The sequence below is a fragment of the Devosia sp. P1_H9 genome (genome assembly GCF_056405135.1).
Genome location: NZ_JBFUCQ010000003.1, coordinates 24,109 through 48,925, shown reverse-complemented (window position 1 = coordinate 48,925; position 24,817 = coordinate 24,109). Strand labels below are relative to the sequence as shown.

At 64.7% G+C, this 24,817-nt stretch carries 26 protein-coding genes; 18 read left to right on the top strand and 8 right to left on the bottom strand.

Annotated elements, in window-relative coordinates:
- The 4 genes from AC1DYL_RS06375 to AC1DYL_RS06360 all read left to right on the top strand — a co-directional run bounded on the left by AC1DYL_RS06375 (position 1) and on the right by AC1DYL_RS06360 (position 4,333).
- A complete protein-coding gene (locus tag AC1DYL_RS06375; protein WP_477172469.1) occupies positions 1-405 on the top strand; it encodes a cytidine deaminase in 405 nt (134 codons plus the stop codon).
- A gap of 59 nt (positions 406-464) precedes the next feature.
- Positions 465-1,499, top strand: coding sequence for a deoxyribose-phosphate aldolase (gene deoC, locus AC1DYL_RS06370; protein ID WP_477172468.1), 1,035 nt, complete (start codon positions 465-467; stop codon positions 1,497-1,499).
- 96 nt (positions 1,500-1,595) lie between these two features.
- Positions 1,596-1,961 carry a hypothetical protein gene (locus AC1DYL_RS06365; RefSeq protein ID WP_477172467.1) on the top strand — a complete coding sequence of 122 codons (366 nt, stop codon included), beginning with the start codon at positions 1,596-1,598 and terminating at the stop codon, positions 1,959-1,961.
- Positions 1,958-4,333 (top strand): aldehyde dehydrogenase family protein, encoded by a 2,376-nt coding sequence (locus AC1DYL_RS06360; RefSeq protein WP_477172466.1) that lies wholly within the window; start codon positions 1,958-1,960, stop codon positions 4,331-4,333. The genes AC1DYL_RS06365 and AC1DYL_RS06360 overlap by 4 nt, the downstream gene beginning before the upstream one ends.
- Positions 4,334-4,423: 90 nt before the next feature.
- Here the strand turns inward: AC1DYL_RS06360 and AC1DYL_RS06355 are convergent, their stop codons facing one another.
- Both AC1DYL_RS06355 and AC1DYL_RS06350 read right to left on the bottom strand, forming a co-directional pair.
- On the bottom strand, positions 4,424-4,819 hold the full coding sequence (locus tag AC1DYL_RS06355) for an SRPBCC family protein (RefSeq protein ID WP_477150780.1): 396 nt from the start codon (positions 4,817-4,819) through the stop codon (positions 4,424-4,426).
- 89 nt (positions 4,820-4,908) lie between these two features.
- Positions 4,909-5,340, bottom strand: coding sequence for a VOC family protein (locus AC1DYL_RS06350; RefSeq protein ID WP_477150779.1), 432 nt, complete (start codon positions 5,338-5,340; stop codon positions 4,909-4,911).
- A gap of 36 nt (positions 5,341-5,376) precedes the next feature.
- Between AC1DYL_RS06350 and AC1DYL_RS06345 the strand changes: the two genes are divergently transcribed.
- From AC1DYL_RS06345 to upp, 4 genes are read left to right on the top strand one after another with little or no spacing between them, the layout of a single operon-like run.
- A complete protein-coding gene (locus AC1DYL_RS06345; protein ID WP_477172465.1) occupies positions 5,377-6,237 on the top strand; it encodes a helix-turn-helix domain-containing protein in 861 nt (286 codons plus the stop codon).
- 60 nt (positions 6,238-6,297) lie between these two features.
- On the top strand, positions 6,298-7,611 hold the full coding sequence (gene deoA / locus AC1DYL_RS06340; protein WP_477172789.1) for a thymidine phosphorylase: 1,314 nt from the start codon (positions 6,298-6,300) through the stop codon (positions 7,609-7,611).
- Between the two features lie 3 nt (positions 7,612-7,614).
- Entirely contained in the window at positions 7,615-8,793 is a 1,179-nt protein-coding gene (locus AC1DYL_RS06335) for a phosphopentomutase (protein WP_477172464.1), read from the top strand.
- Positions 8,794-8,807: 14 nt separating this feature from the next.
- Positions 8,808-9,437, top strand: a complete 630-nt coding sequence (gene upp, locus AC1DYL_RS06330; protein WP_477150776.1) for a uracil phosphoribosyltransferase — start codon at positions 8,808-8,810, stop codon at positions 9,435-9,437.
- A gap of 196 nt (positions 9,438-9,633) precedes the next feature.
- On the opposite strand, the gene AC1DYL_RS06325 is transcribed toward upp, so the two are convergent.
- The 4 genes from AC1DYL_RS06325 to AC1DYL_RS06310 form a co-directional block, all read right to left on the bottom strand.
- Positions 9,634-10,257: an HAD family hydrolase gene (locus AC1DYL_RS06325; protein ID WP_477172463.1), complete on the bottom strand. Its 624-nt coding sequence runs from the start codon at positions 10,255-10,257 to the stop codon at positions 9,634-9,636.
- Positions 10,258-10,316: 59 nt separating this feature from the next.
- Positions 10,317-10,895, bottom strand: a complete 579-nt coding sequence (locus AC1DYL_RS06320) for a TadE/TadG family type IV pilus assembly protein (protein WP_477172462.1) — start codon at positions 10,893-10,895, stop codon at positions 10,317-10,319.
- Positions 10,877-11,455 (bottom strand): TadE/TadG family type IV pilus assembly protein, encoded by a 579-nt coding sequence (locus AC1DYL_RS06315; RefSeq protein ID WP_477172461.1) that lies wholly within the window; start codon positions 11,453-11,455, stop codon positions 10,877-10,879. The genes AC1DYL_RS06320 and AC1DYL_RS06315 overlap by 19 nt, the downstream gene beginning before the upstream one ends.
- 141 nt (positions 11,456-11,596) lie before the next feature.
- A complete protein-coding gene (locus AC1DYL_RS06310; protein ID WP_477172460.1) occupies positions 11,597-12,043 on the bottom strand; it encodes a pilus assembly protein N-terminal domain-containing protein in 447 nt (148 codons plus the stop codon).
- 360 nt (positions 12,044-12,403) lie between these two features.
- On the opposite strand from AC1DYL_RS06310, the gene AC1DYL_RS06305 reads away from it, so the two are divergent.
- The 8 genes from AC1DYL_RS06305 (at position 12,404) to AC1DYL_RS06270 (ending at position 20,542) form a co-directional block, all read left to right on the top strand.
- On the top strand, positions 12,404-12,583 hold the full coding sequence (locus AC1DYL_RS06305) for a Flp family type IVb pilin (protein WP_477150771.1): 180 nt from the start codon (positions 12,404-12,406) through the stop codon (positions 12,581-12,583).
- A 130-nt stretch (positions 12,584-12,713) separates the two neighbouring features.
- Complete coding sequence (locus AC1DYL_RS06300; RefSeq protein WP_477172459.1) at positions 12,714-13,226, top strand: A24 family peptidase; 513 nt, start codon at positions 12,714-12,716, stop codon at positions 13,224-13,226.
- 129 nt (positions 13,227-13,355) lie between these two features.
- Positions 13,356-14,225 carry a Flp pilus assembly protein CpaB gene (gene cpaB, locus AC1DYL_RS06295; protein ID WP_477172458.1) on the top strand — a complete coding sequence of 290 codons (870 nt, stop codon included), beginning with the start codon at positions 13,356-13,358 and terminating at the stop codon, positions 14,223-14,225.
- On the top strand, positions 14,222-15,736 hold the full coding sequence (locus AC1DYL_RS06290) for a type II and III secretion system protein family protein (RefSeq protein WP_477172457.1): 1,515 nt from the start codon (positions 14,222-14,224) through the stop codon (positions 15,734-15,736). Before cpaB ends, AC1DYL_RS06290 begins: the two co-directional genes overlap by 4 nt.
- A 15-nt stretch (positions 15,737-15,751) precedes the next feature.
- Positions 15,752-17,026 (top strand): CpaE/TadZ family protein, encoded by a 1,275-nt coding sequence (locus tag AC1DYL_RS06285; protein WP_477172456.1) that lies wholly within the window; start codon positions 15,752-15,754, stop codon positions 17,024-17,026.
- A 12-nt stretch (positions 17,027-17,038) separates the two neighbouring features.
- Complete coding sequence (locus tag AC1DYL_RS06280) at positions 17,039-18,529, top strand: CpaF family protein (protein WP_477172455.1); 1,491 nt, start codon at positions 17,039-17,041, stop codon at positions 18,527-18,529.
- Positions 18,530-18,538: 9 nt separating this feature from the next.
- Positions 18,539-19,519, top strand: a complete 981-nt coding sequence (locus tag AC1DYL_RS06275) for a type II secretion system F family protein (RefSeq protein ID WP_477172454.1) — start codon at positions 18,539-18,541, stop codon at positions 19,517-19,519.
- A 9-nt stretch (positions 19,520-19,528) separates the two neighbouring features.
- The gene (locus AC1DYL_RS06270) at positions 19,529-20,542 is read left to right on the top strand and encodes a type II secretion system F family protein (RefSeq protein WP_477172453.1); all 1,014 of its coding nucleotides are present in this window, start codon (positions 19,529-19,531) and stop codon (positions 20,540-20,542) included.
- 76 nt (positions 20,543-20,618) lie between these two features.
- Here AC1DYL_RS06270 and AC1DYL_RS06265 read toward each other — a convergent pair whose 3' ends face one another.
- Positions 20,619-21,371: a tetratricopeptide repeat protein gene (locus tag AC1DYL_RS06265; protein WP_477172452.1), complete on the bottom strand. Its 753-nt coding sequence runs from the start codon at positions 21,369-21,371 to the stop codon at positions 20,619-20,621.
- A gap of 197 nt (positions 21,372-21,568) precedes the next feature.
- Here AC1DYL_RS06265 and AC1DYL_RS06260 point away from each other — a divergent pair, with 197 nt between their 5' ends.
- Together AC1DYL_RS06260 and AC1DYL_RS06255 are read left to right on the top strand one after the other, a co-directional pair.
- Complete coding sequence (locus AC1DYL_RS06260) at positions 21,569-22,912, top strand: leucyl aminopeptidase family protein (protein WP_477172451.1); 1,344 nt, start codon at positions 21,569-21,571, stop codon at positions 22,910-22,912.
- Between the two features lie 35 nt (positions 22,913-22,947).
- Complete coding sequence (locus AC1DYL_RS06255; RefSeq protein ID WP_477172450.1) at positions 22,948-23,862, top strand: GNAT family N-acetyltransferase; 915 nt, start codon at positions 22,948-22,950, stop codon at positions 23,860-23,862.
- Here the strand turns inward: AC1DYL_RS06255 and AC1DYL_RS06250 are convergent.
- The gene (locus AC1DYL_RS06250) at positions 23,859-24,806 is read right to left on the bottom strand and encodes a 2-hydroxyacid dehydrogenase (protein WP_477172449.1); all 948 of its coding nucleotides are present in this window, start codon (positions 24,804-24,806) and stop codon (positions 23,859-23,861) included. The genes AC1DYL_RS06255 and AC1DYL_RS06250 overlap by 4 nt on opposite strands.
- Positions 24,807-24,817: the final 11 nt, after the last annotated feature.

The window sequence follows — 24,817 nt, the reverse complement described above, 5'->3', positions numbered from 1 at the left end:
ATGGCCGTCACCGACGCCGAGCTTTTCGCCGCCGCCGTGGCCATTCGTGCCAAGGCCTACGCGCCGTACTCGAAATTCCAGGTCGGGGTCGCCATCCTTGCTGACGACGGCAAAATCTATTCCGGCTGCAACGTCGAGAACGCCGCTTACCCCATCGGTAATTGTGCCGAGGCCTCCGCCATCGCGGCCATGATCGCCGGCGGTGCGCACCGCATCAAGCGCGTCTACGTCACCGGCCCAGGCGCAACCCCCGTGACCCCCTGCGGCGGCTGCCGCCAGCGCATCCGCGAGTTCGCCGATCTAGATGTGGTCGTCGTCTCTCACGGCATAGACGGCGCCCCGCTCGAGCAGACCATCGCCCAACTGCTCCCGCACTCTTTCGGCCCCGAGTTTTTGGGCCGATAATGGCAGTCAGCAAAGTGCCGCAAAAAGGGGCTAACCCGATGCGGCAAGGAGGCCACCTCATGGAACTTCGCGTCGTCGATCAGCCAGCCGGAACGAAGCCTGCCGCGGCCAAGTCGAAAGACCTCACTGTCTCGCCTGTTGGCACCCATCGCCGCAATCCCGGCTTTCCGCTCGATCTCGACTGGGTCGAACGCGTCCGCATGAACCGCTCGGCACTCGAACGCCGCGCGTCGACGCTGCCCGCCCGCCGGACCGTGAAGAAGGACTGGCAGGCCGCCTGGCTGCTCAAGGCCATCACCCTGATGGACCTGACGACGCTCAATTCCGACGACACGCCCGGCCGCGTCGAGCGCCTCTGCGCCAAGGCCCGCCACCCGGTGCGCCAGGATATCCTCGATGGCTTCGGCGTTAGCGACCTCAACGTCCAGCCCGCCGCCGTCTGCGTCTACCACAGCTTCGTCAAGACCGCCGTCGCCGCGCTGGAAGGCACCAACATCAACGTCGCGGCGGTCTCCACCGCCTTCCCGCACGGCCTCGCCCCGCTCTCGACTCGCCTCGCGGAGATCGAGGCCTCGGTCGCCGATGGAGCCAAGGAAATCGACATCGTCATCGAGCGCGGCATGGTGTTGCGCGGCGACTGGCAGGCGCTCTACGACGAAATCCGCGCCATGCGCAAAGCCTGCGGCGACGCCCACATCAAGACCATCCTCGGCACCGGCGAACTGGCGACGCAGACTAATGTCGCCAAGGCCTCGCTGGTCTGCATGCTGGCCGGCGCCGATTTCATCAAGACCTCGACCGGCAAGGAAAAGGTCAACGCCAACCTCCCGACCTCGCTCAGCATGGTCCGCATGATCCGCTGGTTCCACGAGGAAACCGGCATCGAGATCGGCTACAAGCCCGCCGGCGGCATCGCCACGGCGAAGCTCTCGCTCGACTACATGGCCCTGATGAAGGAAGAGCTCGGCACCCACTGGCTCCAGCCCCACCTGTTCCGCTTCGGCGCCAGCTCGCTGCTCACCGACATCGAGCGCCAGCTCGAACACACACTCACCGGCCACTACGCCGCTGACTACCGCATGCCGATGGTGTGACCGTTCCCTTCGCGGGGTAGGGACAAGATGATACGCACCATAGGACTCGGGGCAGCGCTTTGGCTGGCTCTACTAGGCAACCCTCTGGCATGCCAGATGGACTCGCCGTTTCCAGACCCGACTTGGGAATCGCAAATCGACGTGGCGCCTGTCGTCTTCATCGGACACGTGACGGCGATAATGCCAAATAGAAAGCCCGGGTGGGAAGATCGGGTCTTTCTCAGTGTTGAAACGCCGATCAAAGGTCAACTCGGTCAGACCTACGAGGCCATGCAGGGCAGTGGTGGAGATTGCGGCATTGGGTTTGAAGTAGGGGATTGGGTCATCTTCGCCGGGGACTTCATAACGGACCCCACAGTGTTTCTGTCTGATCCACTTACGAGAGACCAGAAGATGAAATTGGGCCACCTGAAACATATGCTCGAGATGGCCGCGAACGCTCCCGAGGGAACAACAAAATGAACAAAATCGCCGAAATCTTCACCTCCCTCGACTACGGCCCCGCGCCGGAATCCCCGGATGTCGCCCTCGCCTGGCTCGCCGCCCACGACAACAAGTTCGGCCATTTCATCAACGGCGCCTGGACCAAGCCCGGCAAGACTTTTGCCAGCGAAAATCCCGCCAACGGCAAGGTCCTCGCCCAGATCACCGACGGCACCGCCGAGGATGTCAACGCCGCGGTGAAAGCCGCCCGGGCCGCCGCAAAACCCTGGGCCGCCCTCTCGGGCTACCAGCGCGGCAAGTACCTCTATGCCATCGCCCGGCTGATCCAGAAGCACTCCCGCCTCTTCGCCGTGCTCGAAACCATGGACAACGGCAAGCCGATCCGCGAGAGCCGCGACGTCGATATCCCGCTCGTAGCCCGCCATTTCTACCATCACGCCGGCTGGGCCCAGCACCTCGAGCGCGAGTTCCCAGATCACGTCCCCTATGGCGTCTGCGGCCAGATCATCCCGTGGAACTTCCCGCTGCTGATGCTCGCCTGGAAGATCGCCCCGGCGCTCGCTGCCGGTAACACGGTCATCCTCAAGCCCGCCGAGTTCACCTCGCTCACCGCGCTGCTGTTCGCCGAGATCTGCGAGAAGGCCAAGCTCCCCAAGGGCGTTGTCAACATCGTCACCGGTGAGGGCGACACCGGCGCCGCCATCACCAACCACCCCGACATCGACAAGATCGCCTTCACCGGCTCGACCGAGGTCGGCAAGATCATCCGCCGCGCCACCGCCGGCTCCGGCAAGGGCATCTCGCTCGAACTCGGCGGCAAGTCGCCATACATCGTCTTCGACGACGCCGATATCGATAGCGCCATCGAGGGCCTCGTCGACGCCATCTGGTTCAACCAGGGCCAGGTCTGCTGCGCCGGCTCGCGCCTACTCGTGCAGGAGAGCATCGAAGAGCGCTTCATCGACAAGCTGAAGAAGCGCATGTCGACCCTCCGCGTCGGCGACCCGCTCGACAAGGCCGTCGACATCGGCGCGCTGGTCGCCCAGGTGCAGGTCGAACGCGTCCGCGACCTGGTGAAGAAGGGCGTCGCCGAAGGCGGCCAGCTCTACGAGCCGGATATCGATCTGCCCCCCGGCGGCGGCTGCTTCCTCCGCCCTGCGCTGATCACCAACGTCTCGCCCGCCAACACCGTCGCCGCCGAGGAAATCTTCGGCCCGGTGCTGGTCGCCATGAGCTTCCGCACCCCGGAAGAGGCCGTGGCGCTCGCCAACAACACCAAATACGGCCTCGCCGCCACCATCTGGAGCGAGAACATCAACCTCGCCCTCGATATCGCGCCCAAGCTCAAGGCCGGTGTCATCTGGATCAACGGCACCAATAATTTCGACGCCGCCGTCGGCTTCGGCGGCTACAAGGAATCCGGCTTCGGCCGCGAAGGCGGCAAGGAAGGCATGGCCTCGTACCTGAAGCCGGCCTGGGAGAAGGAGCTCAAGCCCTTCGCCGCAGCCAAGGCAGCGCCCGCCAAGGCCGCCAACCCGCTCGACGACAGCGCCGACATTGACCAGACCGCCAAGATGTACATCGGCGGCAAGCAGGCTCGCCCGGATTCCGGCTACTCCCGCCCCGTCTACGGCCCCACCGGCACCCTCGTCGGCGAAGTCGGCGACGGCAACCGCAAGGACATCCGCAACGCCGTCGAAGCCGCCCGCGCCGCCCTCGGCTGGTCCACCACGGCCGCCCACACCCGCGCCCAGATCCTCTATTTCCTCGCCGAAAACCTCGAATACCGCGCCGAGGAATTCGCCGCCCGCATCAAGGCGCAGACCGGCGAGGACGGCACCGCCGAGGTCGAGGCCAGCGTCGAGCGCCTCTTCGCCTTCGCCGGCTGGGCCGACAAATACGACGGCGCCGTGCACAACCCGCCGCAGCGCATGATCGCCACCGCCATGGTCGAAGCCATCGGCGCCATGGCCATCCTCGCCCCGCCGTCGCGACCGCTGCTCGGCTCCATCGCGCTCATCGCCCCGGCCCTCGCCATGGGCAATACCGTAGTGCTGGTCCCCTCGGAACGCTCGCCGCTCTCGGTCACCGATCTCTACCAGGTCATCGAAACCTCTGATGTTCCCTCGGGCGTCATCAACATCGTCACCGGCGAGAGCAAGGTCCTGGCCAAGACCCTCGCCGAACACGACGGCATCGACGCCATCTGGTTCGCCGGCGACGCCGAAACCTCCGCCATGGTTGAAAAGGCCAGCGCCGGCAACGTCAAACAAACCTGGACCAGCCGCGGCCTCTACTACGACCTGAGCGACAAGGCGAAGTTCGAAGGCGACTACTTCCTGAGGCGGGCCACGCAAGTGAAGAACGTCTGGATCCCGTACGGGGCGTAAGGGTGCCACAGCGTCTCCCTCCCCATTCTTAGGGGGAGGGGACAGGGGTGGGGGTCAGACTACACCCAGCGGAAGTACCCGCCCGCCCCCTCAAACCTCGAGCATCGACTTGAGCGCTGTAAAGTCCGCTCGGATCCACTCCAGCGCCGATGCCAGTTGCTCGTCATCCATTCCCGGCCGCCGGTAGAACGTGAAGGTCACCAGCGTCCGGTTGCCATCGGCGACAACTCGCATCGGCATCATCACCGGCTCCTCGCCCGCCTTGTAGACGGCATGGTCGAGGATGCCCTCGCCATTGGGTGGGCTGAACCGCACGATGCGGGGCCCGAACTCGGTCTCACCAGACCATTCGAGCGGCCCGATCTGCTTGAACGACGCCTCCTCTACCGCCGCCCAGCGCGGATAGTTCCGCGGCGCAGCCAGGAACCGATAGACCTCGGTGACCGGCTTCTCGATATACGTCTCGATCGGATGGGGCTCTAGCATGGCGTCTACCACGGCCGCCTAACTGGCCGCATGCTACACCGTAATCCCTTCCGGATGAATGCCGCGTTGACGCCGCCGGCATCGCGGCGTCAGGCCGCGTGCCCGGCCACCGTCTCTACGTAGTGCGGGTTGTACATGATCCCCAGTACGTTGCCGAACGGGTCGACCACCGACGCCGTCACGAACCCGGTCTCGCCGCGCTTGGTGATCGGGTCGTACTCTTTGGCGCCCATCTCCTTCAGCCGCGCGAACGCCGCCTCGATGTCGTCGACATGCCACAGGAGGATCGCGCCGCCCGGTCCCGGCTGCATCGCTGCCGGCGCATAGCGGCGGTCGATGATGCCGAATTCGTCCTCGCTGTCGCCGATCCGGAACTCCACATAGGCCGGAGCCTCGCGGCTCGGCATCTGGAAATAGGCCTCGACGCCGAACAGCTCGGTATACCAATCGCGGGCCGCGGTCATATCGTCGGCAAAGAAGCTGACCGTGGCCATGCCGCGCAGAAAGTGCTTGTTGTTCATCGTCGTAACCTTCCTCGTTGAGTTGATGACCCGACAATGACCGATGCTCCGAGGCCTGTATTTCAGAAACCCGCAGCGCCCAGCGAGCCGCGCGAGCCCGGGGAACCTCCATACGATCCGCGCGGCCGCCTCGATCCGGCGGGCTTCGATCGGCACGTCAAATTCCGCACTGTGCCGCCGCCCCCCGATCTCGCCCGCTTCATCGAGCATTTCTGGATCATCCGCTGGGACAGCGCGCTCGGCCCCTACGATTCCGACGAGGTGATGCACCGGCCCTATGTCGATCTATTCTTCTCGGCGCAGGAATCCGGCATCCAGGGCACCTTCCGCGGCAAGCGCACCTATTCCGCCGCCGGCAGCGGCCGCATCATCGGCGTCCGCTTCCGCCCCGGTGGCTTCCACGCGTTCTGGGCAGGCGAAATGGCTGACCTCCAGGACAAGGTGGTGCCGCTGACCTCGGTCTTCCCCTGGGCCGATGCCAGAGGCGTCGCCGCCATCCTCGCCCACGATGACGACAAGGCTGTCGCCGCGCTGCTCGAGCGCATTCGTGCCGCCGCCCCCACCGCCGACGAGGCGCTAGAGGAGATCAATGCCATCATTGCCGCCGTCGAAACCAACGGCACCCTCACCACCGTCGCAGCGGTAGCCGAAGCCTTCGGCCGCAGCGAGCGCTGGCTACAGCAGGCCTTCCGCGACCATCTCGGCATCGGCCTCAAATGGCTGCTGCAGCGCAAACGCCTGCTGGCCGCCGCAGCTGAGATCCGCGCCAGCGACGAACCCGATTGGGTCGGCATCGCCTACGATCTCGGCTATAGCAGCCAGCAGCATTTCATCACCGATTTCCGCACCGTGCTGGGGGCGACGCCAGTGCAGTACCACAAGGGCCTCACCCGGTAGCGATGTGCCTGTCGTCGCTTGAGTTTCCGGCGGCCAGAGCGCAAGAAAGCGGCCATGACCGTGCTCCCGCAAGAAACCATTATCCGCAAGCGTGATGGTCTCGCCCTCACTGCCGGCGAGATCTCCAGCTTCATCGCCGGCCTCACCAACGGCACCGTATCCCACGCCCAGGCCGCCGCCTTCGCCATGGCGGTGTTCTTCCGCGACATGGCCACTTCGGAGCGTGTCGCGCTCACCGAGGCGATGCGCGACAGCGGCACCGTGCTCGATTGGTCCGATCTCGATGGCCCGGCGGTCGATAAGCACTCGACCGGCGGGGTAGGGGACAACACCTCGCTGATGCTGGCGCCGATCCTCGCCGCCTGCGGCGTCTACGTGCCGATGATCTCCGGCCGCGGCCTCGGCCATACCGGCGGCACGCTCGACAAGTTCGATTCCATCCCCGGTTACACCACCAGCCCGGACAACGACCTGTTCCGCAAAGTTGTGCGCGAAGCCGGCTGCGCCATCATCGGCCAGACCGCCGATCTCGCCCCAGCCGACAAGGTGCTCTACGCCATCCGCGACGTCACCGGCACCGTCGAATCGATCCCGCTGATCACCGCCTCGATCCTGTCGAAGAAGCTCGCGGCCGGCCTCAGCGCCCTGATCCTCGACGTCAAGACCGGCTCCGGCGCCTTCATGTCGACGCTGGAGAAATCCCGCGCCCTTGCCGAAAGCCTGGTCTCGGTTGCCAACGGCGCCGGCCTTCGTACTGCGGCCCTGATCACCGACATGAACGAGCCGCTCGCCTCCGCCGCCGGTAACGCGCTGGAAATCCGCAACGCCGTCGACTTCCTTACCGGCAAGCATCAGGACGCCCGCCTCCGCGAAGTCACCCTCGATCTTTGCGCCGCCGCCCTGCAGCTCAGCGGCTACGCCGGCGATACGGCAGCAGCGGTCGAAACCGCGCTCACCAGCGGCAAGGCAACCGAACACTTCTCGCGCATGGTAACGCTGCTCGGCGGCCCCGCCGACTTTGTCGAACGGATGGATGCGCATCTGTCCCCGGCGCCCATCGTGCGTGATATCTTCGCTCCCGCCGCCGGCACCATCACCGGCATCGACACCCGGAGTGTCGGCATGGGTGTCGTCGCCCTCGGCGGTGGTCGCCGGCTCCCCACCGACAGCATCGATTTTGCCGTCGGTTTCGACCAAATCCTTGGTCTTGGGGCCAAAATTGACGTTCATACTGTGTTGTGCCGCGTTCATGCACGCACCGAAGATATGGCAGTAGATGCGACCCAACGCTTCCTCGCCGCCTACGCCATCAGTGACGGGCCGGCCCCAAATCACCCGCTGATCGCCGACTACGTCCCGCCTACGGAGGCCTGATCCATGCCCCGCGCCATCCTCTGCATCCTCGACAGTTTCGGCATCGGCGGCGCCCCCGACGCAGCCGATTACGGCGACGTCGGCTCCAACACGCTCGGCCACATCGCCGCCAACTATCAGATATCGCTGCCGAATCTGGACGCCCTCGGCCTCGGAGCCGCGGCAAAGCTCTCCACCGGCGAGATCCCGCGTGGCCTCACCGACCAGCCCAAGGGCGGCCGCTGGGGTGTTGGCCGCGAGGTCAGCAAGGGCAAGGACACCCCGTCCGGACACTGGGAGATCGCCGGCGTGCCGGTGCCGTTCGAGTGGGGTTACTTCCCCCTCACCGAGCCGACTTTTCCCCCCGAGCTGATTGCGCAACTGATTGAAAAATCAGGTATTCCCGGCATCCTAGGCAACAAGCACGCCTCCGGCACCACCATCATCGCCGAACTCGGCGAGGAGTCGATCCGCACCGGCAAGCCGATCTGCTACACCTCGATCGACAGCGTCTTCCAGATCGCTGCGCACGAGACCCATTTCGGCCTCGAGCGGCTCTACGAGCTCTGCAAGACCGCGTTCGAGCTCACCGCGCCATTGAACATCGGCCGGGTCATCGCCAGGCCGTTCGTCGGCGAAAATGCCAATGATTTCAAGCGCACCGGCAACCGCCGCGACTTCGCCATCGCCCCGCCCGAGCCGACTCTGCTCGATCGCGCCAAGGAGGCCGGCCGGCAGGTCTTCGCCATCGGCAAGATCTCCGACATCTACGCCGGCCACGGCGTCAGCCACAAGATCAAGGCCACCGGCAACATGGCCCTGTTCGACCGCACCCTCGAGGCCATGGAGATGGCCGAGAACGGCGCATTCATCATGGTCAACTTCGTCGACTTCGACCAGGATTTCGGCCACCGCCGCGATGTCCCCGGCTATGCGCAAGCCCTTGAAGCCTTTGACCAAAGGCTGCCCGAACTCATTTCCGAGCTCCGGCAGGATGATCTACTGATACTCACGGCTGACCACGGAAACGATCCCACTTGGCGTGGTTCAGACCACACTCGCGAGCAGGTGCCAATCCTGTGCTTTTCCCGAGACTTTCCTCCCGGAACCATTGGCATTCGGCCGACCTTCGCGGATATAGGAGAAAGCATCGCCCGCTGGCTCGGCCTCGTGCCCGGACCGCACGGCAAATCCTTCCTCTAGCTCACGAGGCCTCCATGCGTGGCGTAACGGTCGTCGATCACCCGCTGATCCAGCACAAGCTCACGATCATGCGCGACAAGGATACCTCGATCGCGGGGTTCCGCCGGCTGTTGAGGGAGATAGCTCACCTCATGTGCTACGAGGTGACGCGCGATCTCGAACTCGAAATGGTCGAGATCGAGACGCCGATGACCAAGATGGATGCCCCCACCATCAAGGGCAAGAAGCTTGTTTTCGCTTCGATTTTGCGCGCCGGCAACGGCTTGCTCGATGGCATGCTGGACCTCGTGCCCGCCGCCCGCGTCGCCCATATCGGCATCTACCGCGACCACGAGACGCTGCAGCCGGTCGAGTACTACTTCAAGGCTCCGTCGGAGCTCGACAACCGCCTGATCATTGTCGTCGATCCGATGCTGGCCACCGCCAATTCGTCAATTGCTGCAGTCGATAAGCTGAAAGAGCGCGGCGCCAACAACATCCGCTTCCTCTGCCTGCTGGCCGCCCCCGAAGGCATCGAGAAGTTCTCCACCGCCCACCCGGACGTGCCGATCTTCACGGCCGCCATCGACAGCCATCTCAACGAGAAGGGCTACATCATCCCCGGCCTCGGCGACGCCGGCGACCGCATGTACGGCACGAAGTAGATCCTCACGCGCTGGTCGCGCTCCGGACGGGGCGCGCGACGCGCGGCGTCCTAGCTGCGCTCGTCCGGGACGGCACAAAATCACCCGTGCTACGCCGACGAAATCGCTTGGAAATCGATGCCTTAGACGCCCGCTAGGCTGGTAAGAGTCCGGCGCTAGCTCGTGAACTTCTGCCGGTCGGCCGCTTGTGCGAGCCTCAGCTCTTCTTCAGCGGCAGGCCGAGCCCGATCAGTTCTTTCCGCAGCGCCTTCGTGTCGCCGGTGAAGTGGATGGCGTTCATCCCGAACTTGCGGGCCGAGACCACATTGGGCTCGCTGTCGTCGATGAAGACGCACATCTCGGGCGCCATGCCGTAGCGTTCGCAGAACACGCGGTAGAGGCGGGGGTCGGGCTTCACCAGCCCTTCGAGGCCGGAGACCACGACGCCGTCGAACTTTTCGAGGAACGGCCATTCGCCGAGGCAACTCACCCACTTCTCCCACGAGAAGTTGGTGATGGCGAAGGTGGGGATCTCCGCTGCGATCAGCTCGTCATGGATGTCGATCGTGCCCTGGATGAATTCCCCGACGGTCTCTTTCCAGCGCAGGTCGAACGCCTGGATCTCGCGCCAGTAGCGCGGGTAGCGGGTGATCAGCTCGGCGACGCCCTCGGCGAAGATATCGCCGGCGTCGAACTCTAGGTTCCAGTCCTTGGTGCAGATGTTGTCCCAGAACCACTGCGCCTCTTCCTCGGTCGGAAAGAGCTTGCGGAACAGGTACATGGGGTTCCAGTCGACGAACACCCCGCCGAGGTCGAACACGGGGATCAGGGTATCTTGCATCGGCTGGCCTCGTCATGGAACGTGCCCGGCCTATGCCACGCCCGCTGACCGGCGGCAAGCTACAGGCCGGCCTCGAACTCGATCTCGGTGCCGAAACGGGGCAGGAAGTACTCGACATGCCGAATGTCGATCGTATCGGTGATCACGAGCCCCACGATCGGCTGGTGCGGGTACTCGATCTCGGACACCACCAGCCAGCCGCTCGCCTCGCGCGCCAGAATGTTGATTTTTGCAGTGGCATCAAGCGGATAGACGCTGTCCACCTCGCGTCCTTCCGCGGTGCCGCTGGCGGCGCTCCATGAGACCTTGGCAACGCCGTCCGCGTCGATGTTCAGCAGTGAAACCGTCTGCACGAGGCCGGTGGTCGAATAGGGCTGCATGATACTCGCCGCGGCCTCGAAATAGTTGTCCAGCGTCGATTCCTTGATGTCGGCTTTCTCTCGAGACACCAGGTCCGCAACGGTGCTGGCGACTGTGGCGACCTTATGGTCGACAGTATAAAGCGTCGCTGTCTCAATCGCCCCAAGGTAGAGGCCAAGCAGTAGCGGCAGGATCAGCGCGAACTCGACGGCCGCGATCCCCTCGACGTCCCGACGAAATCTCGCAATGAGGCCCAGGGTCACGTGCAGGTGCCGCATACGAACGGCTCATTGCGGAACACGCGTGACGCACCAAGCAGACGCGTACCGTCCGGCAGGGTCTGCCAGTTGAATCCAGGCAGGCGAACGACGGTGGGCCACTTGTAGTAGGCCCGCACCAGCACCACCGACCCGCCTTCGCCGGGGTCGTAGTCGTCGGCGAGGGTCCAGTCGCACTCGTCCTCGTCGCAGTCCTCGCCGGTCTTGAGCGGATAGCCGATCGTAACGTCCGAAAAGTCGTCGATCACGGTGACGTTGATGCGCAGCTTGCCGTCCGCCTCGGCGCAATCGAACATCTCGTACAGCCCATCGCAGATCGCTTCCCGGAACGCCTCCCTGTTATAGGCCGGCGTACTGTTTTGCGCCTGGCCGGTCCGGATCAGCCTCGAGGAGTCCTGCACGGCGCTATCGAGGATCTGCCCGGCAAGAAAGATCAGCGAGCTCTCGAGGATTGCGGCGACGATGGTGAAGAAGGGCAGGGCGAGGAATGCGAACTCGATCGCCGTCACGCCGCGCTCGTCGCGGCCGAACGCACGCCCCCGGCGGATCGCCGGCGACATGAGCTTTCTCAGCCATCTGGAGCGTTTGGACATTCGGCCACTGGATTCCGTTCGCGACCGGAACCTAGCGGTTCGTACCTAGTGATTGGTTAGTGTCTGGCTCGCATTTGCTTGCGATGCGGTGGCGTGGTTAACCGCCGGTTAGTTCGCCGCGGACTCGATCGCGTTGGCCGCGCCAATGGTCTCGCCGGTGAAGCTGGAGTCGTCGCCCAGCATGATGATCGGCTGGCACACCGGCTCGCAAGCGAGGCTGGTCCGCTTGTCGCCGAGGTACACGGTAACGAGGCCCGCCTGCTCCTGCACCACTTCGATCATCGTGTCGGCAATCGGGTTGCCCTGCGCGTCGAGCACGATGAGATTGGTCTGCCCGTAGCTCTTGCCGGTCAGCACCAGCGTCTGTGAATCCTGGATCGCTGCGTCTGCAATGGCTGGGTTGCCGATGATCACCGTGGCGGCAGGCGCGTTGATCCTGAGGATCCGGGCCATGTTCACCTTGACGCTCACCGGCGCGCTCTCCGCCACGGCGACCGCGGGCGCCAACAGCCCTGTGGCAATGACAAGGGCGGCAAAGCTGGAACGAAACGACATGGCGGACCCTTGGGAAACGGTACTAGAACGCAAACAGAGTGTTGCGCGGAATGGTGAACAATTCGCAAATGCGGCGCCGGGCCTGCGCAGGACGCCTCGGCGGCAATTGTCGGGGCCAGGGGTCGACGTGCTTGTGCGGTCATTACTGTGTGGATGATTGGAACAATTGCCGCGACTGCTTTAACGATCTGCTTAGTATGCTGGAAACCCTTGCAATCCGGGCCTCTTGGGGCCTCGCTATTAACTCAATTTCAAGACGTGGCGACATAGCCTAAGGCCATGTTCGATGTGTGACGTGTCGAACGGTGCTGACGCATCACTTGATGCTGTCACTGAATGACGTGTGCAAGGAGCCAAAAAATGAACACTGTCGCTCGTTTCGTGAATGACGAGTCCGGCGCTACCGCGATCGAATACGGCCTGATTGCCGCGCTCATCGCCGTCGGTATCATCGTTGCTGCCACCGCCCTCGGCGGTAGCCTTTCCACTCTGTTCACCGGCATCTCCAGCAAGCTGGATACGGTCGAAATCCCGGAATAATAGCCTCCCGGGGGCTACGAGTTCGGAGGGGACCCGACAGGGTCCCCTTTGCATTTCAGCTTTCTTAACCACGATGCGCCAAGACTGCGGTCAGGACCGAAGCCCCGGCCCACCGCAACAGCCGGCCCTCATGCCCACATTCATCGCCTTCCCCGCCATGCTCGTGTTTCCGCTGCTGATGGCCTATGCGGCCTCCTCGGATCTGTTGACGATGCGGATCTCCAATCGCCTGGTGCTGCTGCTGGTAGGCGGGTTCTTCGTCCTGGCCCTGCTGGCCGGTTTCTCGCTGCAGACGATCGGCATGCACGTGGTGGCCGCCATCGCGGTATTGGCATTCTCGTTCGGCTTTTTCGCGCTGGGATGGATCGGCGGAGGCGACGCCAAGCTGATCGCGGCAACCACGCTGTGGTTCGGCTTCGGCTCCATACTGCCCTACCTCGTCTATGCCTCGCTTCTCGGCGGCGCCTTGACCCTGTTGTTGCTCAGCGTGCGCCGCTGGCCGCTGCCGCCGCAACTGAAGCAGGTGGCGTGGATCGATCGGCTGCATGACAGCAAGACCGGGGTGCCCTACGGCATAGCGCTCGCTGCTGCTGGCCTTCTGGTCTTTCCGAGCAGCGCGATCTTTCTGCACCTTCTCGGCTGAAGTCTTTGAGATACGGGCTGTTAACCGTAATTGACAAGCATCGATTAACCAAACTTTGACCCTTTGGCCCGATAGTCGAGTGCAAGTGTAGCCGGGCTCTTTCGGGCCCAGTCGCGTGGAGTTTGGGCAATGGGAGTCTCGCGTATCATCCTGCTGGTGGTGGCCCTCTTGGCAGGAGGCCTTGCCGCCTTCCTCGCCACGCGCGGCACGGCCCCGCAGCAGGTTGTTGTGGAGGGCCCCACCCAGGTCATCGAAGAAAAGAAGGCCAAGGTTCTCGTCGCCAAGGCGCCAATCGGCGTCGGGCAGCGCCTCACCGCCGAAACCATCGAATGGCAGGCCTGGCCGGAATTCGCGGTTCGCCCCGAGTACATCAGCGAGGCCGTGCTGCCCGATGCGCCGACCAAGATGCTGGATGCGGTGGCCCGGTTCGAGTTCTTCCCCGGCGAGCCCATCATCGAAAAGAAGCTTGTCCATTCCAACCAGGGCTACCTCTCCGCCGTCCTGACTAAGGGCATGCGAGGAGTGTCGGTACCAGTCAGCGCCGACGCGGCCGCCGGCGGTTTCGTGCTTCCCAACGATCGCGTCGATGTCGTGATGAGCCGCGGCAGCATCAGCCAGACCATTCTCGCCAACGTGAAAGTCCTCGCCATCGGCACCCGCCTCGGCGAGGCCGGCACGACCGGCGAGAAGGCCGACCCCGAGAATCCGCGCGCCGACGTGTTCCAGGGCGGTACCATCGCGACCCTCGAACTCACTCCGGCGCAGGGCGAGCTGATCATCAATGCCGCCAAGATCGGTTCCCTGTCGGTGGTCCTGCGCTCGATCGCAGATTTCGCCCAGACGCAGGATGACACGACCGGCAACGAGACCAGCCGCGCCATCCGCATGATCCGCTTTGGCGTCGGCACGGACGTCATGCCAAGCAGTTCCAGCCCAGGCGTGGTTGCCGATGCCGCCTTCGACGAGACACAGGTCAACTCAGAAGAGCAGGCCCAATGATGCGTGAGGATTACGTGATGTCTCCGGCTATCACTGCCCGCCAACCTCGCGGCCTCCTGGCCAACACGCTGCGCATGATGGCGGCGGCGGCCGTTGTCGGCGCCGCCCTGGGTCTCGCCCCGCTCGGCTTCGGACAGGCCCACGCCGCCGACGCCACCCATCTTCGGGTCAGTGCCAACTCCTTCGGCTCCACCCAGCCGGTCAGCATGAACCTGAACAAGTCGATGATCATCGACCTGCCGGTCGACGTGCAGGAAGTCATCGTCTCGCAGCCCAGCGTCGCCAACGCGCTCCTGCGTTCGAAGCGCAGGGCGGTGCTGCAGGCGGTTGGTTCGGGCGATACCAACATCTTCTTCCTCGATGCCGCAGGCCGGACCATCGTGGTCCTCGACGTGAGCACGACGGGCAGCAACAATAGCGCCGGTGGCTCCAACGTCGCCGCGGCGCTGCGGGCGACCTACACCAACGTCATGCCCAATTCGGACATTCAGGTGGAGTCGGTGGCTCTCATCGACGGCGACGGCAACACCACCAACCGCATTGTTCTGTCCGGTACCGCTGGCAGTGCCGACGACGCCGACAAGGCGCTGGCGATCGCGGCGCAGTTTGCCGGCGCCCCGGAAAATGTCACCAGCGTCATCACCATCGATGGTCCGCAGCAGGTCATGCTGAAGGTCACGGTTGCCGAAGTGAACCGCAGCCTTGCCAAGCAGTTCGGCATCGATCTGTCCGGCAGCTTTTCGAGCGGCGGGTTGACCACCAGCTTCGTCAGCGAACAGCCGCTCGGCGGCGCCTCGAACCTGTTCAGCGACAACGGCGTCGAACTCGGCGTCAAGGCAGGCGGCTTCAGCATCGACGCGCAGATCCGTGCAATGGAGCAGCGCGGCGCGGCCCGTACCCTCGCCGAACCTCTGCTCACCGCCATCTCCGGCCAGCAGGCCGACTTTACCGCGGGCGGCGAGTTCCCCATCCCGACCAGCGTCTCGGACGGCGAGGTCTCGATTGGCTACAAGGACTTCGGTATCAGTCTCAGCTTCACGCCGACCATCAAATCCAACGGCAATATCGGCCTCGTGGTCGATACCTCGAGCAGCGAACTGAGCGCCGAGGGCAGCATCACCGTCGGCAGCTCGTCGCTTCCCGGCATCAAGAAGCGCCAGGCCAAGACCACCGTCGAGATCGGTGCCGGCCAGACGCTGGCGATCGGCGGCCTGATCCAGGACCAGACCCGCACCCAGATCCACCGGCTGCCCGGCCTCGGAGACATACCGATCCTCGGCGCCTTGTTCCGGTCGCGCGATTTCATCCGCTCGCAGAGCGAACTGGTGATCCTCGTGACCCCCTATCTCGCCAAGGGCAGCGACCATAAGCCGGTGTTGCCGACCGACCGGCTGGAGTTTGCCAACGACGCCGAGGCGATCTTCCTCGGACATATCGAAACGATGTACGGCGTCGGCCCCGCGGGCACCCGCGGCAGCTACGACGGGTCCGTCGGTTTCCTGCTGGATTGATGGAGTGCTGTAGTCATGAGTTTCCTCTCCCGCGATAACGCCAAGTCGGCCGATGAGCCCGCCCTCGAGGTGGCAACGGGCGCGCGGCTGATCCCGCGCATCACCATCCAGGCCTTCTGCGAACACTCCCAGACCGCCCAGCTGGTCGAGTCGGCTGTGCATGATCGCCGTATGTCGAAGGTGGCGCTGACCACGCATAATGGCGGCCTCGAGGGTGCGATCGAGACCTACAAGTCGAACCCGACGCCGAACCTGATCATCGTCGAGACCTCGCTGCAGCCCGACGAGATTCCCGGTGCCCTCGAGCGCCTTGCAGAAGTTTGCGACGCGTCCACCCGGCTCATCGTCCTGGGCCACGTCAACGACGTGCTGCTCTACCGCGAGCTGATCCGCTCGGGCGTATCGGAGTACATCGTGCTCCCCGCTTCGGCGCAGTCGATCGTCTCGGCGATCAGCGAGCTGTTTGCGGCCGAAGGCGCCGCGCCGATCGGCCGGACCATCGGCTTCATCTCCGCCAAGGGCGGCGCCGGCGGCTCTACCGTCTCGCACAACGTGGCCTGGGCCATTAGCCAGGCCCTGCGGCAGGACACGCTGATCCTCGATATGGACTTCGCCTTCGGCACCGCCGGGTTGAACTTCAACCAGGATCCGCCGCACGGCATCGCCGACGCCATCGGCAACAACCAGAAGATGGACCAGACGATGCTGGACCGGCTCTCCAGCAAGGCGGCCAACCACGTCAATCTGCTCACCGCTCCGGTGGTGCTCGACCGCGTGTTCGACTTCGACGAGCGCGAGTTCGAGCAGGTCATCGAGCTGAGTCAGAAGTCGACGCCCATCGTGGTGCTCGACATCCCCCATATCTGGAGCGCCTGGGTTCGGCACACCATCGCCACCATCGATGAGGTGATCATCGTCGCCGAGCCCGATCTGGCTAACCTCCGCAACGCCAAGAACCTTTCAGACACCATCAAGGCGCTGCGCCCCGCCGAGAGCGAACCCCTGCTCGTCATCAACAAGGTGGGCATGCCGCGGCGTCCGGAGATCGCGGCGAACGAGTTTGCGGCGTCGGTGGAATGTCGGTTGCTCGGCCAGCTCGCCTTCGATGCGGCAACCTTCGGCACGGCTGCCAACAACGGCCAGATGATCGCCGAAGTGTCAGCCAACAACCGCGCCAACGAGGTGTTCCGCTTCATCGGGATGCACGTCACCGGTCGCAACGCTCCCGAAAAAAGTGCCTCGAAGAAGCCGGGCATTAAGCTCCCGTCCTTTATGAAGAAGCGCGCCTGAGAGGCAGTCTAGATGTTCGGCAAGCGTACCAGTTTCGGTGGCAACACTCCCGGCGCCGCGCAGCCGCCGCGCCCGGCGATAGCTCCGCTTGTTCCGGCAGCGCAGAGACAGGAAGTCGCACGCCCGGCCGACACCGCCAAGCGTGGCGGCGGCGGGGACGATGGCGGCGTGCTCGATGTTCGTAGCCCCGAGGCCGTGGCGCGCGACAAGGAGTACTTCCAGACCAAGTCGGCGATCTTCAACGCGCTGATCGACTCGATCGACCTCAGCCAGCTCGCCACCATGGAGCAGGAGTCGGCGCGCGAGGAAATTCGCGACATCGTCGCCGAAATCATCGCGCTCAAGTCGATCATCATGTCGATCTCCGAGCAGGAAGACCTGCTCGAGGACATCTGTAACGACGTGCTCGGCTACGGCCCGCTCGAGCCGCTGCTGGCCCGCGACGACATCGCCGACATCATGGTGAACGGCAGCCAGAAGTGCTACATTGAGGTCGCCGGCAAGGTGAAGCTCACCAACGTGCGCTTCCGCGACGACGCCCACCTGATGAACGTCTGCCAGCGTATCGTCAGCCAGGTCGGCCGCCGCGTCGATGAAAGCTCGCCGATCTGCGACGCGCGCTTGCCCGACGGCTCGCGCGTCAACGTCATCGCCCCGCCGCTCGCCATCGACGGCGCCGCGCTCACCATTCGTAAGTTCAAGAAGGACAAGCTGACCCTCCAGCAGCTGGTCAAATACGGCTCGATCTCGCCCGAGGGCGCCGAGGTACTGCGCATCCTCGGCCGCGTGCGCGCCAACATCCTGATCTCCGGCGGTACCGGTTCGGGCAAGACGACGCTGCTCAACTGCCTCACCGGCTTCATCGAGAAGGACGAGCGCGTCATCACCTGCGAGGACTCGGCCGAACTGCAGCTGCAGCAGCCGCACGTGGTGCGCCTCGAAACCCGCCCGCCCAACCTCGAGGGCGAGGGCGAGATCACCATGCGTGATCTGGTCAAGAACTGCCTGCGTATGCGCCCCGAGCGCATCATCGTGGGTGAAGTGCGCGGACCCGAGGCGTTCGACCTGCTGCAGGCGATGAACACCGGCCACGACGGCTCGATGGGCACGCTCCACTCCAACAGCCCGCGCGAGGCCCTCTCGCGTCTCGAATCGATGATCACCATGGGCGGCTACTCGCTGCCCAGCCGCACCATTCGCGAGATGATCGTCTCCTCGATTGACGTCGTGGTGCAGGCTGCCCGTCTTCGCGACGGCTCGCGCCGCATCACCCACATCTCCGAGGTGTTGGGCATGGAAGGCGACGTCATCGTCACCCAGGACGTGTTCCTCTACGACATCCTGGGCGAAGACTCGAACGGCAACCTGATGGGTCGCCACCGCTCGACCGGCATCACCAAGCCGCAGTTCACCGAACGCGCCCGCTACTTCAACGAGGAAGCCAACCTGGTCGAAGCGCTGGAGAAATCCAACGTCGAACAGCACGAGATCCTCGGTGCATAAGGCCCAACGATGACTCCGATCATTCTCGCCCTTCTCGCTGCCGTCTGCGTAGGCGCTGCCGGCTTTGCGCTGGCGCCGGCCCTGTTCGGCAACAGCGGGCGGGCGGGAAAACGCATCAAGGCGATGCAGGGCGACATCCAGGCCAACCGGCGCAACGCCGACGTGGCGCGCAACCGCGACACGCGCCGCAAGGAAATCCAGCAGACGCTGCGGGCGCAGACCGCGGTGCTGGAAAAGCGCAAGAAGCGCATACCGCTTCAGGATCGCCTTTATCAGGCCGGCATGAAGCTCAAGCGCGGCGCCTTCATCCGCAATTCGGTGATCTTCGGCGTGATCATCTTCGTGCTCTGCTTCGTGCTGCAGCTCGAGCTGATCTACTGCGTCATATTCTCCATTGCCGCGGGCTACCTGCTGCCGCGGATGTACCTGGGGCGGCGACGCAAGAAGTACCAGAACGCCTTTCTCGATGAGCTGCCCAACGCCGTGGAAGCCATCGTCCGCGGCGTGAAATCCGGTCTGCCGCTCAATGACTCGATGCGGCTCGTGGCCAAGGAAGCCAAGGAGCCGATCAAGTCGGACTTCCAGCGGGTGCTGGATCAGCAGTCGCTCGGCAAGACCATCCAGGAAGCTGTCGTCACGCTTTACGATCGCGTGCCGCTGCCAGAGGTCAACTTCTTCGTGGTCGTCATCACGGTTCAGGCCCAGGCCGGCGGCAACCTGTCGGAAGCGTTGGGCAACCTGGCGCGCGTGCTGCGCAACCGCAAGAAGATGAAGCAGAAGGTCAAGGCCATGTCCTCGGAAGCCAAGGCTTCCGCCGGCATCATCGGCTCGCTGCCGATCATCGTCGCGGTCCTCGTTTCGCTGACTACGCCCAGCTACCTGTTGCCGCTGATCCAGACGCCGATCGGCAACGTGATGCTCGGCATCGCCGCGGTCATGATGTTCCTTGGCGGGTTCATCATGAACCGTATGATCCAGTTCGATATCTAGGGGCCAGCGATGGACAACCTCGTCGCAACGCTGACCAACACCCAGTTCCTGGTGGCAGTGCTCGCCGCAGTCGCTGCCGCCGCGGTGGTCTTTTCCGTCGGCGCCACCTTCTTCGGTGGCAACTCGCAGATGCGCCAGCGCATCAAGCGTGTCGCGCTTGAGCGCGAGAAGATGCGGGCCGAGGAAATGGCCCGCCTGCGCGGCACCGGCGCTGGCAGCGACCCGCAGACCCGCACCATCCGCCAGGCCGCTGGCCGCGACTACATGAAGAACATCGTCGAGCGCTTCTCCCTCGAGAAGGCGTTCATGAACGAGAACACTGCCGAGCAGCTGGCGCGCGCCGGCTATCGCGGCCAGTCGGCGATGACCACCTTCCTGTTCCTGCGCTTCGTCACGCCGGTGGTGCTGTTCGTCCTTGCCTTCGCCTACATGGCGCTGACGGTCTTCGCCGACAAGCCGCTGTGGATGAACGCGGTCTACGCGCTGTTCGTCGCCCTGATCGGCGCCTACCTGCCAAGCCTCCTGCTCAAGAACAAGACCATCAAGCGGCAGCAATCGATCAGGCGCTCGTGGCCGGATGCGCTCGATCTGGTGTTGCTCTGCGTCGAGGCCGGCATGTCGGTGGAGCATTCGCTCAAGCGCGTCGCCAAGGAAATCGGTGCCCAGAGCATCGAGCTTGCCGAAGAGATGACGCTGACCACCGCCGAACTCGCCTTTCTAGAGGATCGCACCCGCGCCTACGAGAATCTCGGTCGCCGTACCGGGCTCGACAACGTGAAATCGGTGATGCAGGCGCTGATCCAGGCCGAGCGCCATGGTACCTCGGTCGGCTCGGCGCTGCGCGTCATGGCCGAAGAAGGCCGCGAGACCCGTATGATGGAGGCGGAAAAGAAAGCCGCCGCCCTGCCGCCCAAGCTTACCGTGCCGCTGATCGTGTTCTTCCTGCCGGTGCTGTTCATCGTCATCCTGTCGCCGGCCATGATCCGCGTCTTCTCCAACAGCTACATCAGCGGCGGCAACTGATCTCGGTCAGCAGCCACAATGACAAAGGGCGCCCCAGCGGCGCCCTTTGTCATTTCCGACGATAGCGGGCGTGGCGTCAGCCGGCGCCCTTGATCAGGTCCCAGCGGTTCTGCTGCGTCAGCAGGGCCCGGATGTACTCCATATTGGCCTCGACCTGATCCGCAGGGAGTTCCGCCGAGAACAGCGCGCGGCTCTCGTCGAACCGCCCCTGCAGCCCGACCACCAGCGCCAGGTTCTGTCGCACCTGGCTGTTGGCGCCGCGCATCTTCACCGCCATGCGCAGTTCCGACTCGGCTTTGTCGAGCTCGTTGGTCATGGCGTAGGAGAGCCCGAGATTGGCATGCAGCGACGCCTGGTCGGGGGCGATCTTCAGCGCTTGGCCATAGGCCACCCGCGCTTCGTTGTTGCGCCCGCTCTGGTCGAGGATGGCGCCCTTGACCAACAGCGCATTCCAATCCGGCGAGGTCGGGTTGATCGCCCGGTCGATGACGTTGAGCGCCTGGTCGAACCGGCCGGCCGCCGATAGCGCCTTGCCATATCCGATCAGGACATCCGGATCGTCCTTGAAGCGGGCGACACCGGTCTCGAGCACCGCCACGGCCTGGTCGTTCTGGCCATTGGCGCGCAACGCGGCCGCGTAATAGACGATCGTCGCCTTGTCGTTGGGCGATTTCTTGTAATGCGCGGCTAACTGCGCCAGCGCGGCCTGCTTCTGGTCCATCGGTTGGCCGGTGAAATCGGCGTCGCCGATGCTGCCGGTGGTCATGGGGTTGGTGGCGCAGGCGGAGAGCGCCAGGGCAGCCACGCTCACGAGGAGCAGGGCGCGCAACGGTTTCAGATCAGTCCGGACAAGACGCAACAACACGAAACACTTCCTCTGGGCCATGCGATTTGCAGTTCCCGAGCCCCAGAGCAGCAATAATTGATTAACCCTAATACGGGGTTAAGGTACGCTTTCGAACCGTTGCCACGCTCTTTGGCGGGGCGTAAATCCACCCTGTCCCGCCTCTTGCAACGGATTGCCCAATGGCCAAGTCGAAGTCGCTGCCGCTCATTGCCGTGGAGCAGGGCGCGCTCCCCCCGAGCCTGACGCCCGCCGAGGCCAAATGGGCCAAGGCAAATGGCTTCACCGGCCAGCGCGGCCGCCTGCTGGCGCTTCCGGGCAGTGACGGCGCGCTTGCCGGCCATCTCTTCGGCCTCGGTGAAGCCACCGGCCGCCCGGCGCTGACCCTGGGGCTGGCCGCGGCGGCGCTCGAGCCCGGCCATTACCGGCTCGCCGGCAACTTCGGCGATCCCACCCTCGCCGCCCTGGCGTTTCGCCTCGGCGCCTATCGCTTCGAGCGCTACCGCAAGGCGCGCGACCCCGTGTCGCTCGATGCCGTCGAGGGCGCCGATGCAGCCGAGGTGGCACGGCTGGCGGATGCGGCTTATCTGGCCCGCGACCTGATCAACGCGCCGGCCAATGATCTCGGCCCTGACGCGTTCGAGAAGGAAATCCGCGCCTTCTGCAAGCGGCAAAAGCTCGACATCAAGGTGATCGCCGGCGACGATCTGCTGAAGCAGAACTTTCCGATGATCCACGCCGTCGGCCGCGCCGCCGCCGAGGCGCCACGGCTGGTCGAGTTCACCTGGGGTAAGGCCAAGGACCCCAAGATCACGCTGGTGGGCAAGGGCGTCACCTTCGATACCGGCGGGCTCGACATCAAGCCATCGGCCGGCATGCTGCTGATGAAGAAGGACATGGGCGGCGCGGCCAACGTGCTGGGCCTCGCTCACGCCATCATCGACGCCGGGCTCCGCGTCCGGCTGCGCGTGCTGATCCCGATCGTCGAGAACGCCATCTCCGGTCCGGCCTTCCGCCCCGGCGACGTGCTGCGCGCCCGCAACGGTTCAACCGTCGAGATCGGCAACACCGATGCCGAGGGCCGGCTCATTCTCGGCGACGCATTGGCGCTCGCCGACGAGGAGGCACCCGATCTGATCGTCGACATGGCGACCCTCACCGGCGCTGCCCGCAGCGCCCTCGGCCCCGACCTGCCGCCGCTCTATGCCACCGACGACGTGCTGGCCCGCGACATCATCGCCGCCGGTGCCACATCCGACGACCCGCTGTGGCAGATGCCGCTCTGGGCCGCCTACGATACGATGATCAGCTCCAAGATCGCCGACGTGAACAATGCCGGTGCCAGCGCCTTCGCCGGCTCGATCACCGCCGCGCTGTTCCTCAAGCGCTTCGTCAAACAAGCCAAGGCCTGGGCGCATCTCGACATCTACGGCTGGGCGCCCGAAGCCAAACCGGGTCGCCCGTTCGGCGGCACCGACCAGGGCATCCGCGCCGTGTACGGTTACCTGAAACAACGGTATAGTTGACAAGATCAACGATATCGGCGCCAATCTCATCCATCATGGATGAGACGCAGATCGCCGAGATTCGCCGCTTCAACCGCGCCTTTGCGCGCTGGCTGGGGCTGTTCGACGAGCACTATTCGAAGACCGACTACAGCCCGGCGGAGAGCCGCCTCCTCTACGAGCTCGACGCGGCGGGCCATTCGAACAGTGCCACGCTGGCCCGGGCTATGGGCGTCGATCCGGCCTACATGAGCCGCATGGTCTACAAGTTCGTCGCCGCCGGGCTGATTGCCAGCTCACCCGGCACCCGGGACCGGCGCCGCAGTGAACTCGCGTTGACTGCCGAAGGCGACCGGGCCGCGGCCGATGTCGAAGCCGCCGCCGATCGCGCCATCGCTGACTTGGTCGCGCCGCTGTCGGAGGCCGAGCGGCAGGAACTGGTCTCCGCCATGCAGACCATCGTTCGCATTCTCGATCAGGAGGACGGCGCTGCCTCCATCGTCCTCAGGCCCCACCATATCGGCGACGTCGCCCACGTCGTCGCCCGCCAGTCGCGTCTCTATGCCGAGGAGTTCGGCTGGGACGGCAGCTACGAGGCGCTGGCGGCGGAGATCGGCGGCAAGTTCCTGCAGGACTTCGATCCGACGACCGAAGGCTGCTGGATCGCCGAGCGCGATGGCAGGGTCATCGGCTCGGTGTTCGTCGTCGATGCCGGGCAGGGCGCGGCTCAACTGCGCCTGCTCTATGTCGAACCCGAAGCCCGCGGCCTCGGCGTCGGCAAGCTGCTGGTCGACCAGGTGGTCCGCTTCGCCCGCGACAAGCGCTATTCGAAAATCCGGCTCTGGACCCAGTCGAACCTCGCTGCGGCCCGCAAGCTCTACACTGCCGCTGGCTTCACCCTCACCGAGAGCAAGCCCCACCACAGCTTCGGCAAGGACCTCGTCGGCGAGTACTGGGAGCTGAAGCTCTAGTATCCCCGGCTGAAGTCGATCACGTTCGGCAGCGGCAACCCCGCCTCGTGATCCCGGATCACCTTCGAGAAATACGCGACACCCGTGCGCTCGCTCGAGGCGGCGGCGATGTGCGGGGTGATGTAGACATTGTCCATCCCCCACAACGGGCTGTCCTGCGGCAGCGGCTCCACCTCGAACACGTCGAGGCTCGCCGCCTTCAGCGTGCCATCGTTGAGCGCCCTGACGATATCGGCTTCCCTCTGGTGCCCACCGCGCGCCGCGTTGATCACCACCGGCCCCTCGTTGTCGATGCCGCCGCGCTTCAGCTTCGAGAACGTCTCATAGTTGAGGATGCCCTGCGTCTCGGCGGTCAGCGGCAGCAGGTTGACGAGAATATCGGTGCCCGAGAGGAACGCCTCGAACTGCCCCGGCCCGGAGAACGCCTCGACGCCCTCGACCTGCTTGGGCGACCGGCTCCAGCCGCGCAGCTTGTAGCCGAACACCTTGAGGTGCCGGATCGCGTCGAGCCCGAGCTGGCCCAGCCCCATGACGCCGACCGTCGCGTCCCAGGCCGGCGCCGGATAGAGCTGGCGCCACTGCCGGGCCGCCTGGTCGCGCTTGAAGCGGGTCATCAGCCTCTGGTGCATGGTGACCTGCGAGACGACATAGTCGCTCATTCGCTGCGTCAGGTCTTCGTCCATGAACCGGGCGATCGGCACGTCCTTGGGCCGCGACGGATTGCGTAGCAGCGCATCGACGCCGGCGCCCAGCGACAGGATGGCCTTGAGCTTGTGCAGCCCTTCGAACGCATCAGGCTTCGGCTTCCAAATGAAGATGTACTCGATCTCATCGGGGTCATAGCTGTCGGCCCGGGTCACCACCTTGCGGCCGGGCAGGGCGGCGGCAAAGCCATCGGCCCAGCGCCGCTCGTTGAAATCGGCGAGGTGCAGCAGCAAGGTCATCGGTGGTCTCC

Excerpts from the sequence above, each read along its gene's own strand:
- AC1DYL_RS06300 (WP_477172459.1), top strand. The coding sequence starts at position 12,714 with ATGCCCACATTCATCGCCTTCCCCGCCATGCTCGTGTTTCCGCTGCTG.
- AC1DYL_RS06350 (WP_477150779.1), bottom strand. The coding sequence starts at position 5,340 with ATGAACAACAAGCACTTTCTGCGCGGCATGGCCACGGTCAGCTTCTTT.
- upp (WP_477150776.1), top strand. The coding sequence starts at position 8,808 with ATGCGTGGCGTAACGGTCGTCGATCACCCGCTGATCCAGCACAAGCTC.
- AC1DYL_RS06280 (WP_477172455.1), top strand. The coding sequence starts at position 17,039 with ATGTTCGGCAAGCGTACCAGTTTCGGTGGCAACACTCCCGGCGCCGCG.
- AC1DYL_RS06360 (WP_477172466.1), top strand. The coding sequence starts at position 1,958 with ATGAACAAAATCGCCGAAATCTTCACCTCCCTCGACTACGGCCCCGCG.
- AC1DYL_RS06355 (WP_477150780.1), bottom strand. The coding sequence starts at position 4,819 with ATGCTAGAGCCCCATCCGATCGAGACGTATATCGAGAAGCCGGTCACC.
- cpaB (WP_477172458.1), top strand. The coding sequence starts at position 13,356 with ATGGGAGTCTCGCGTATCATCCTGCTGGTGGTGGCCCTCTTGGCAGGA.
- AC1DYL_RS06270 (WP_477172453.1), top strand. The coding sequence starts at position 19,529 with ATGGACAACCTCGTCGCAACGCTGACCAACACCCAGTTCCTGGTGGCA.
- AC1DYL_RS06305 (WP_477150771.1), top strand. The coding sequence starts at position 12,404 with ATGAACACTGTCGCTCGTTTCGTGAATGACGAGTCCGGCGCTACCGCG.
- AC1DYL_RS06375 (WP_477172469.1), top strand. The coding sequence starts at position 1 with ATGGCCGTCACCGACGCCGAGCTTTTCGCCGCCGCCGTGGCCATTCGT.
- AC1DYL_RS06335 (WP_477172464.1), top strand. The coding sequence starts at position 7,615 with ATGCCCCGCGCCATCCTCTGCATCCTCGACAGTTTCGGCATCGGCGGC.
- AC1DYL_RS06250 (WP_477172449.1), bottom strand. The coding sequence starts at position 24,806 with ATGACCTTGCTGCTGCACCTCGCCGATTTCAACGAGCGGCGCTGGGCC.
- AC1DYL_RS06365 (WP_477172467.1), top strand. The coding sequence starts at position 1,596 with ATGGACTCGCCGTTTCCAGACCCGACTTGGGAATCGCAAATCGACGTG.
- AC1DYL_RS06325 (WP_477172463.1), bottom strand. The coding sequence starts at position 10,257 with ATGCAAGATACCCTGATCCCCGTGTTCGACCTCGGCGGGGTGTTCGTC.
- AC1DYL_RS06260 (WP_477172451.1), top strand. The coding sequence starts at position 21,569 with ATGGCCAAGTCGAAGTCGCTGCCGCTCATTGCCGTGGAGCAGGGCGCG.
- AC1DYL_RS06315 (WP_477172461.1), bottom strand. The coding sequence starts at position 11,455 with ATGTCGCCGGCGATCCGCCGGGGGCGTGCGTTCGGCCGCGACGAGCGC.
- AC1DYL_RS06285 (WP_477172456.1), top strand. The coding sequence starts at position 15,752 with ATGAGTTTCCTCTCCCGCGATAACGCCAAGTCGGCCGATGAGCCCGCC.
- AC1DYL_RS06255 (WP_477172450.1), top strand. The coding sequence starts at position 22,948 with ATGGATGAGACGCAGATCGCCGAGATTCGCCGCTTCAACCGCGCCTTT.
- AC1DYL_RS06345 (WP_477172465.1), top strand. The coding sequence starts at position 5,377 with ATGACCGATGCTCCGAGGCCTGTATTTCAGAAACCCGCAGCGCCCAGC.
- deoC (WP_477172468.1), top strand. The coding sequence starts at position 465 with ATGGAACTTCGCGTCGTCGATCAGCCAGCCGGAACGAAGCCTGCCGCG.
- AC1DYL_RS06275 (WP_477172454.1), top strand. The coding sequence starts at position 18,539 with ATGACTCCGATCATTCTCGCCCTTCTCGCTGCCGTCTGCGTAGGCGCT.
- AC1DYL_RS06310 (WP_477172460.1), bottom strand. The coding sequence starts at position 12,043 with ATGTCGTTTCGTTCCAGCTTTGCCGCCCTTGTCATTGCCACAGGGCTG.
- AC1DYL_RS06290 (WP_477172457.1), top strand. The coding sequence starts at position 14,222 with ATGATGCGTGAGGATTACGTGATGTCTCCGGCTATCACTGCCCGCCAA.
- AC1DYL_RS06320 (WP_477172462.1), bottom strand. The coding sequence starts at position 10,895 with ATGCGGCACCTGCACGTGACCCTGGGCCTCATTGCGAGATTTCGTCGG.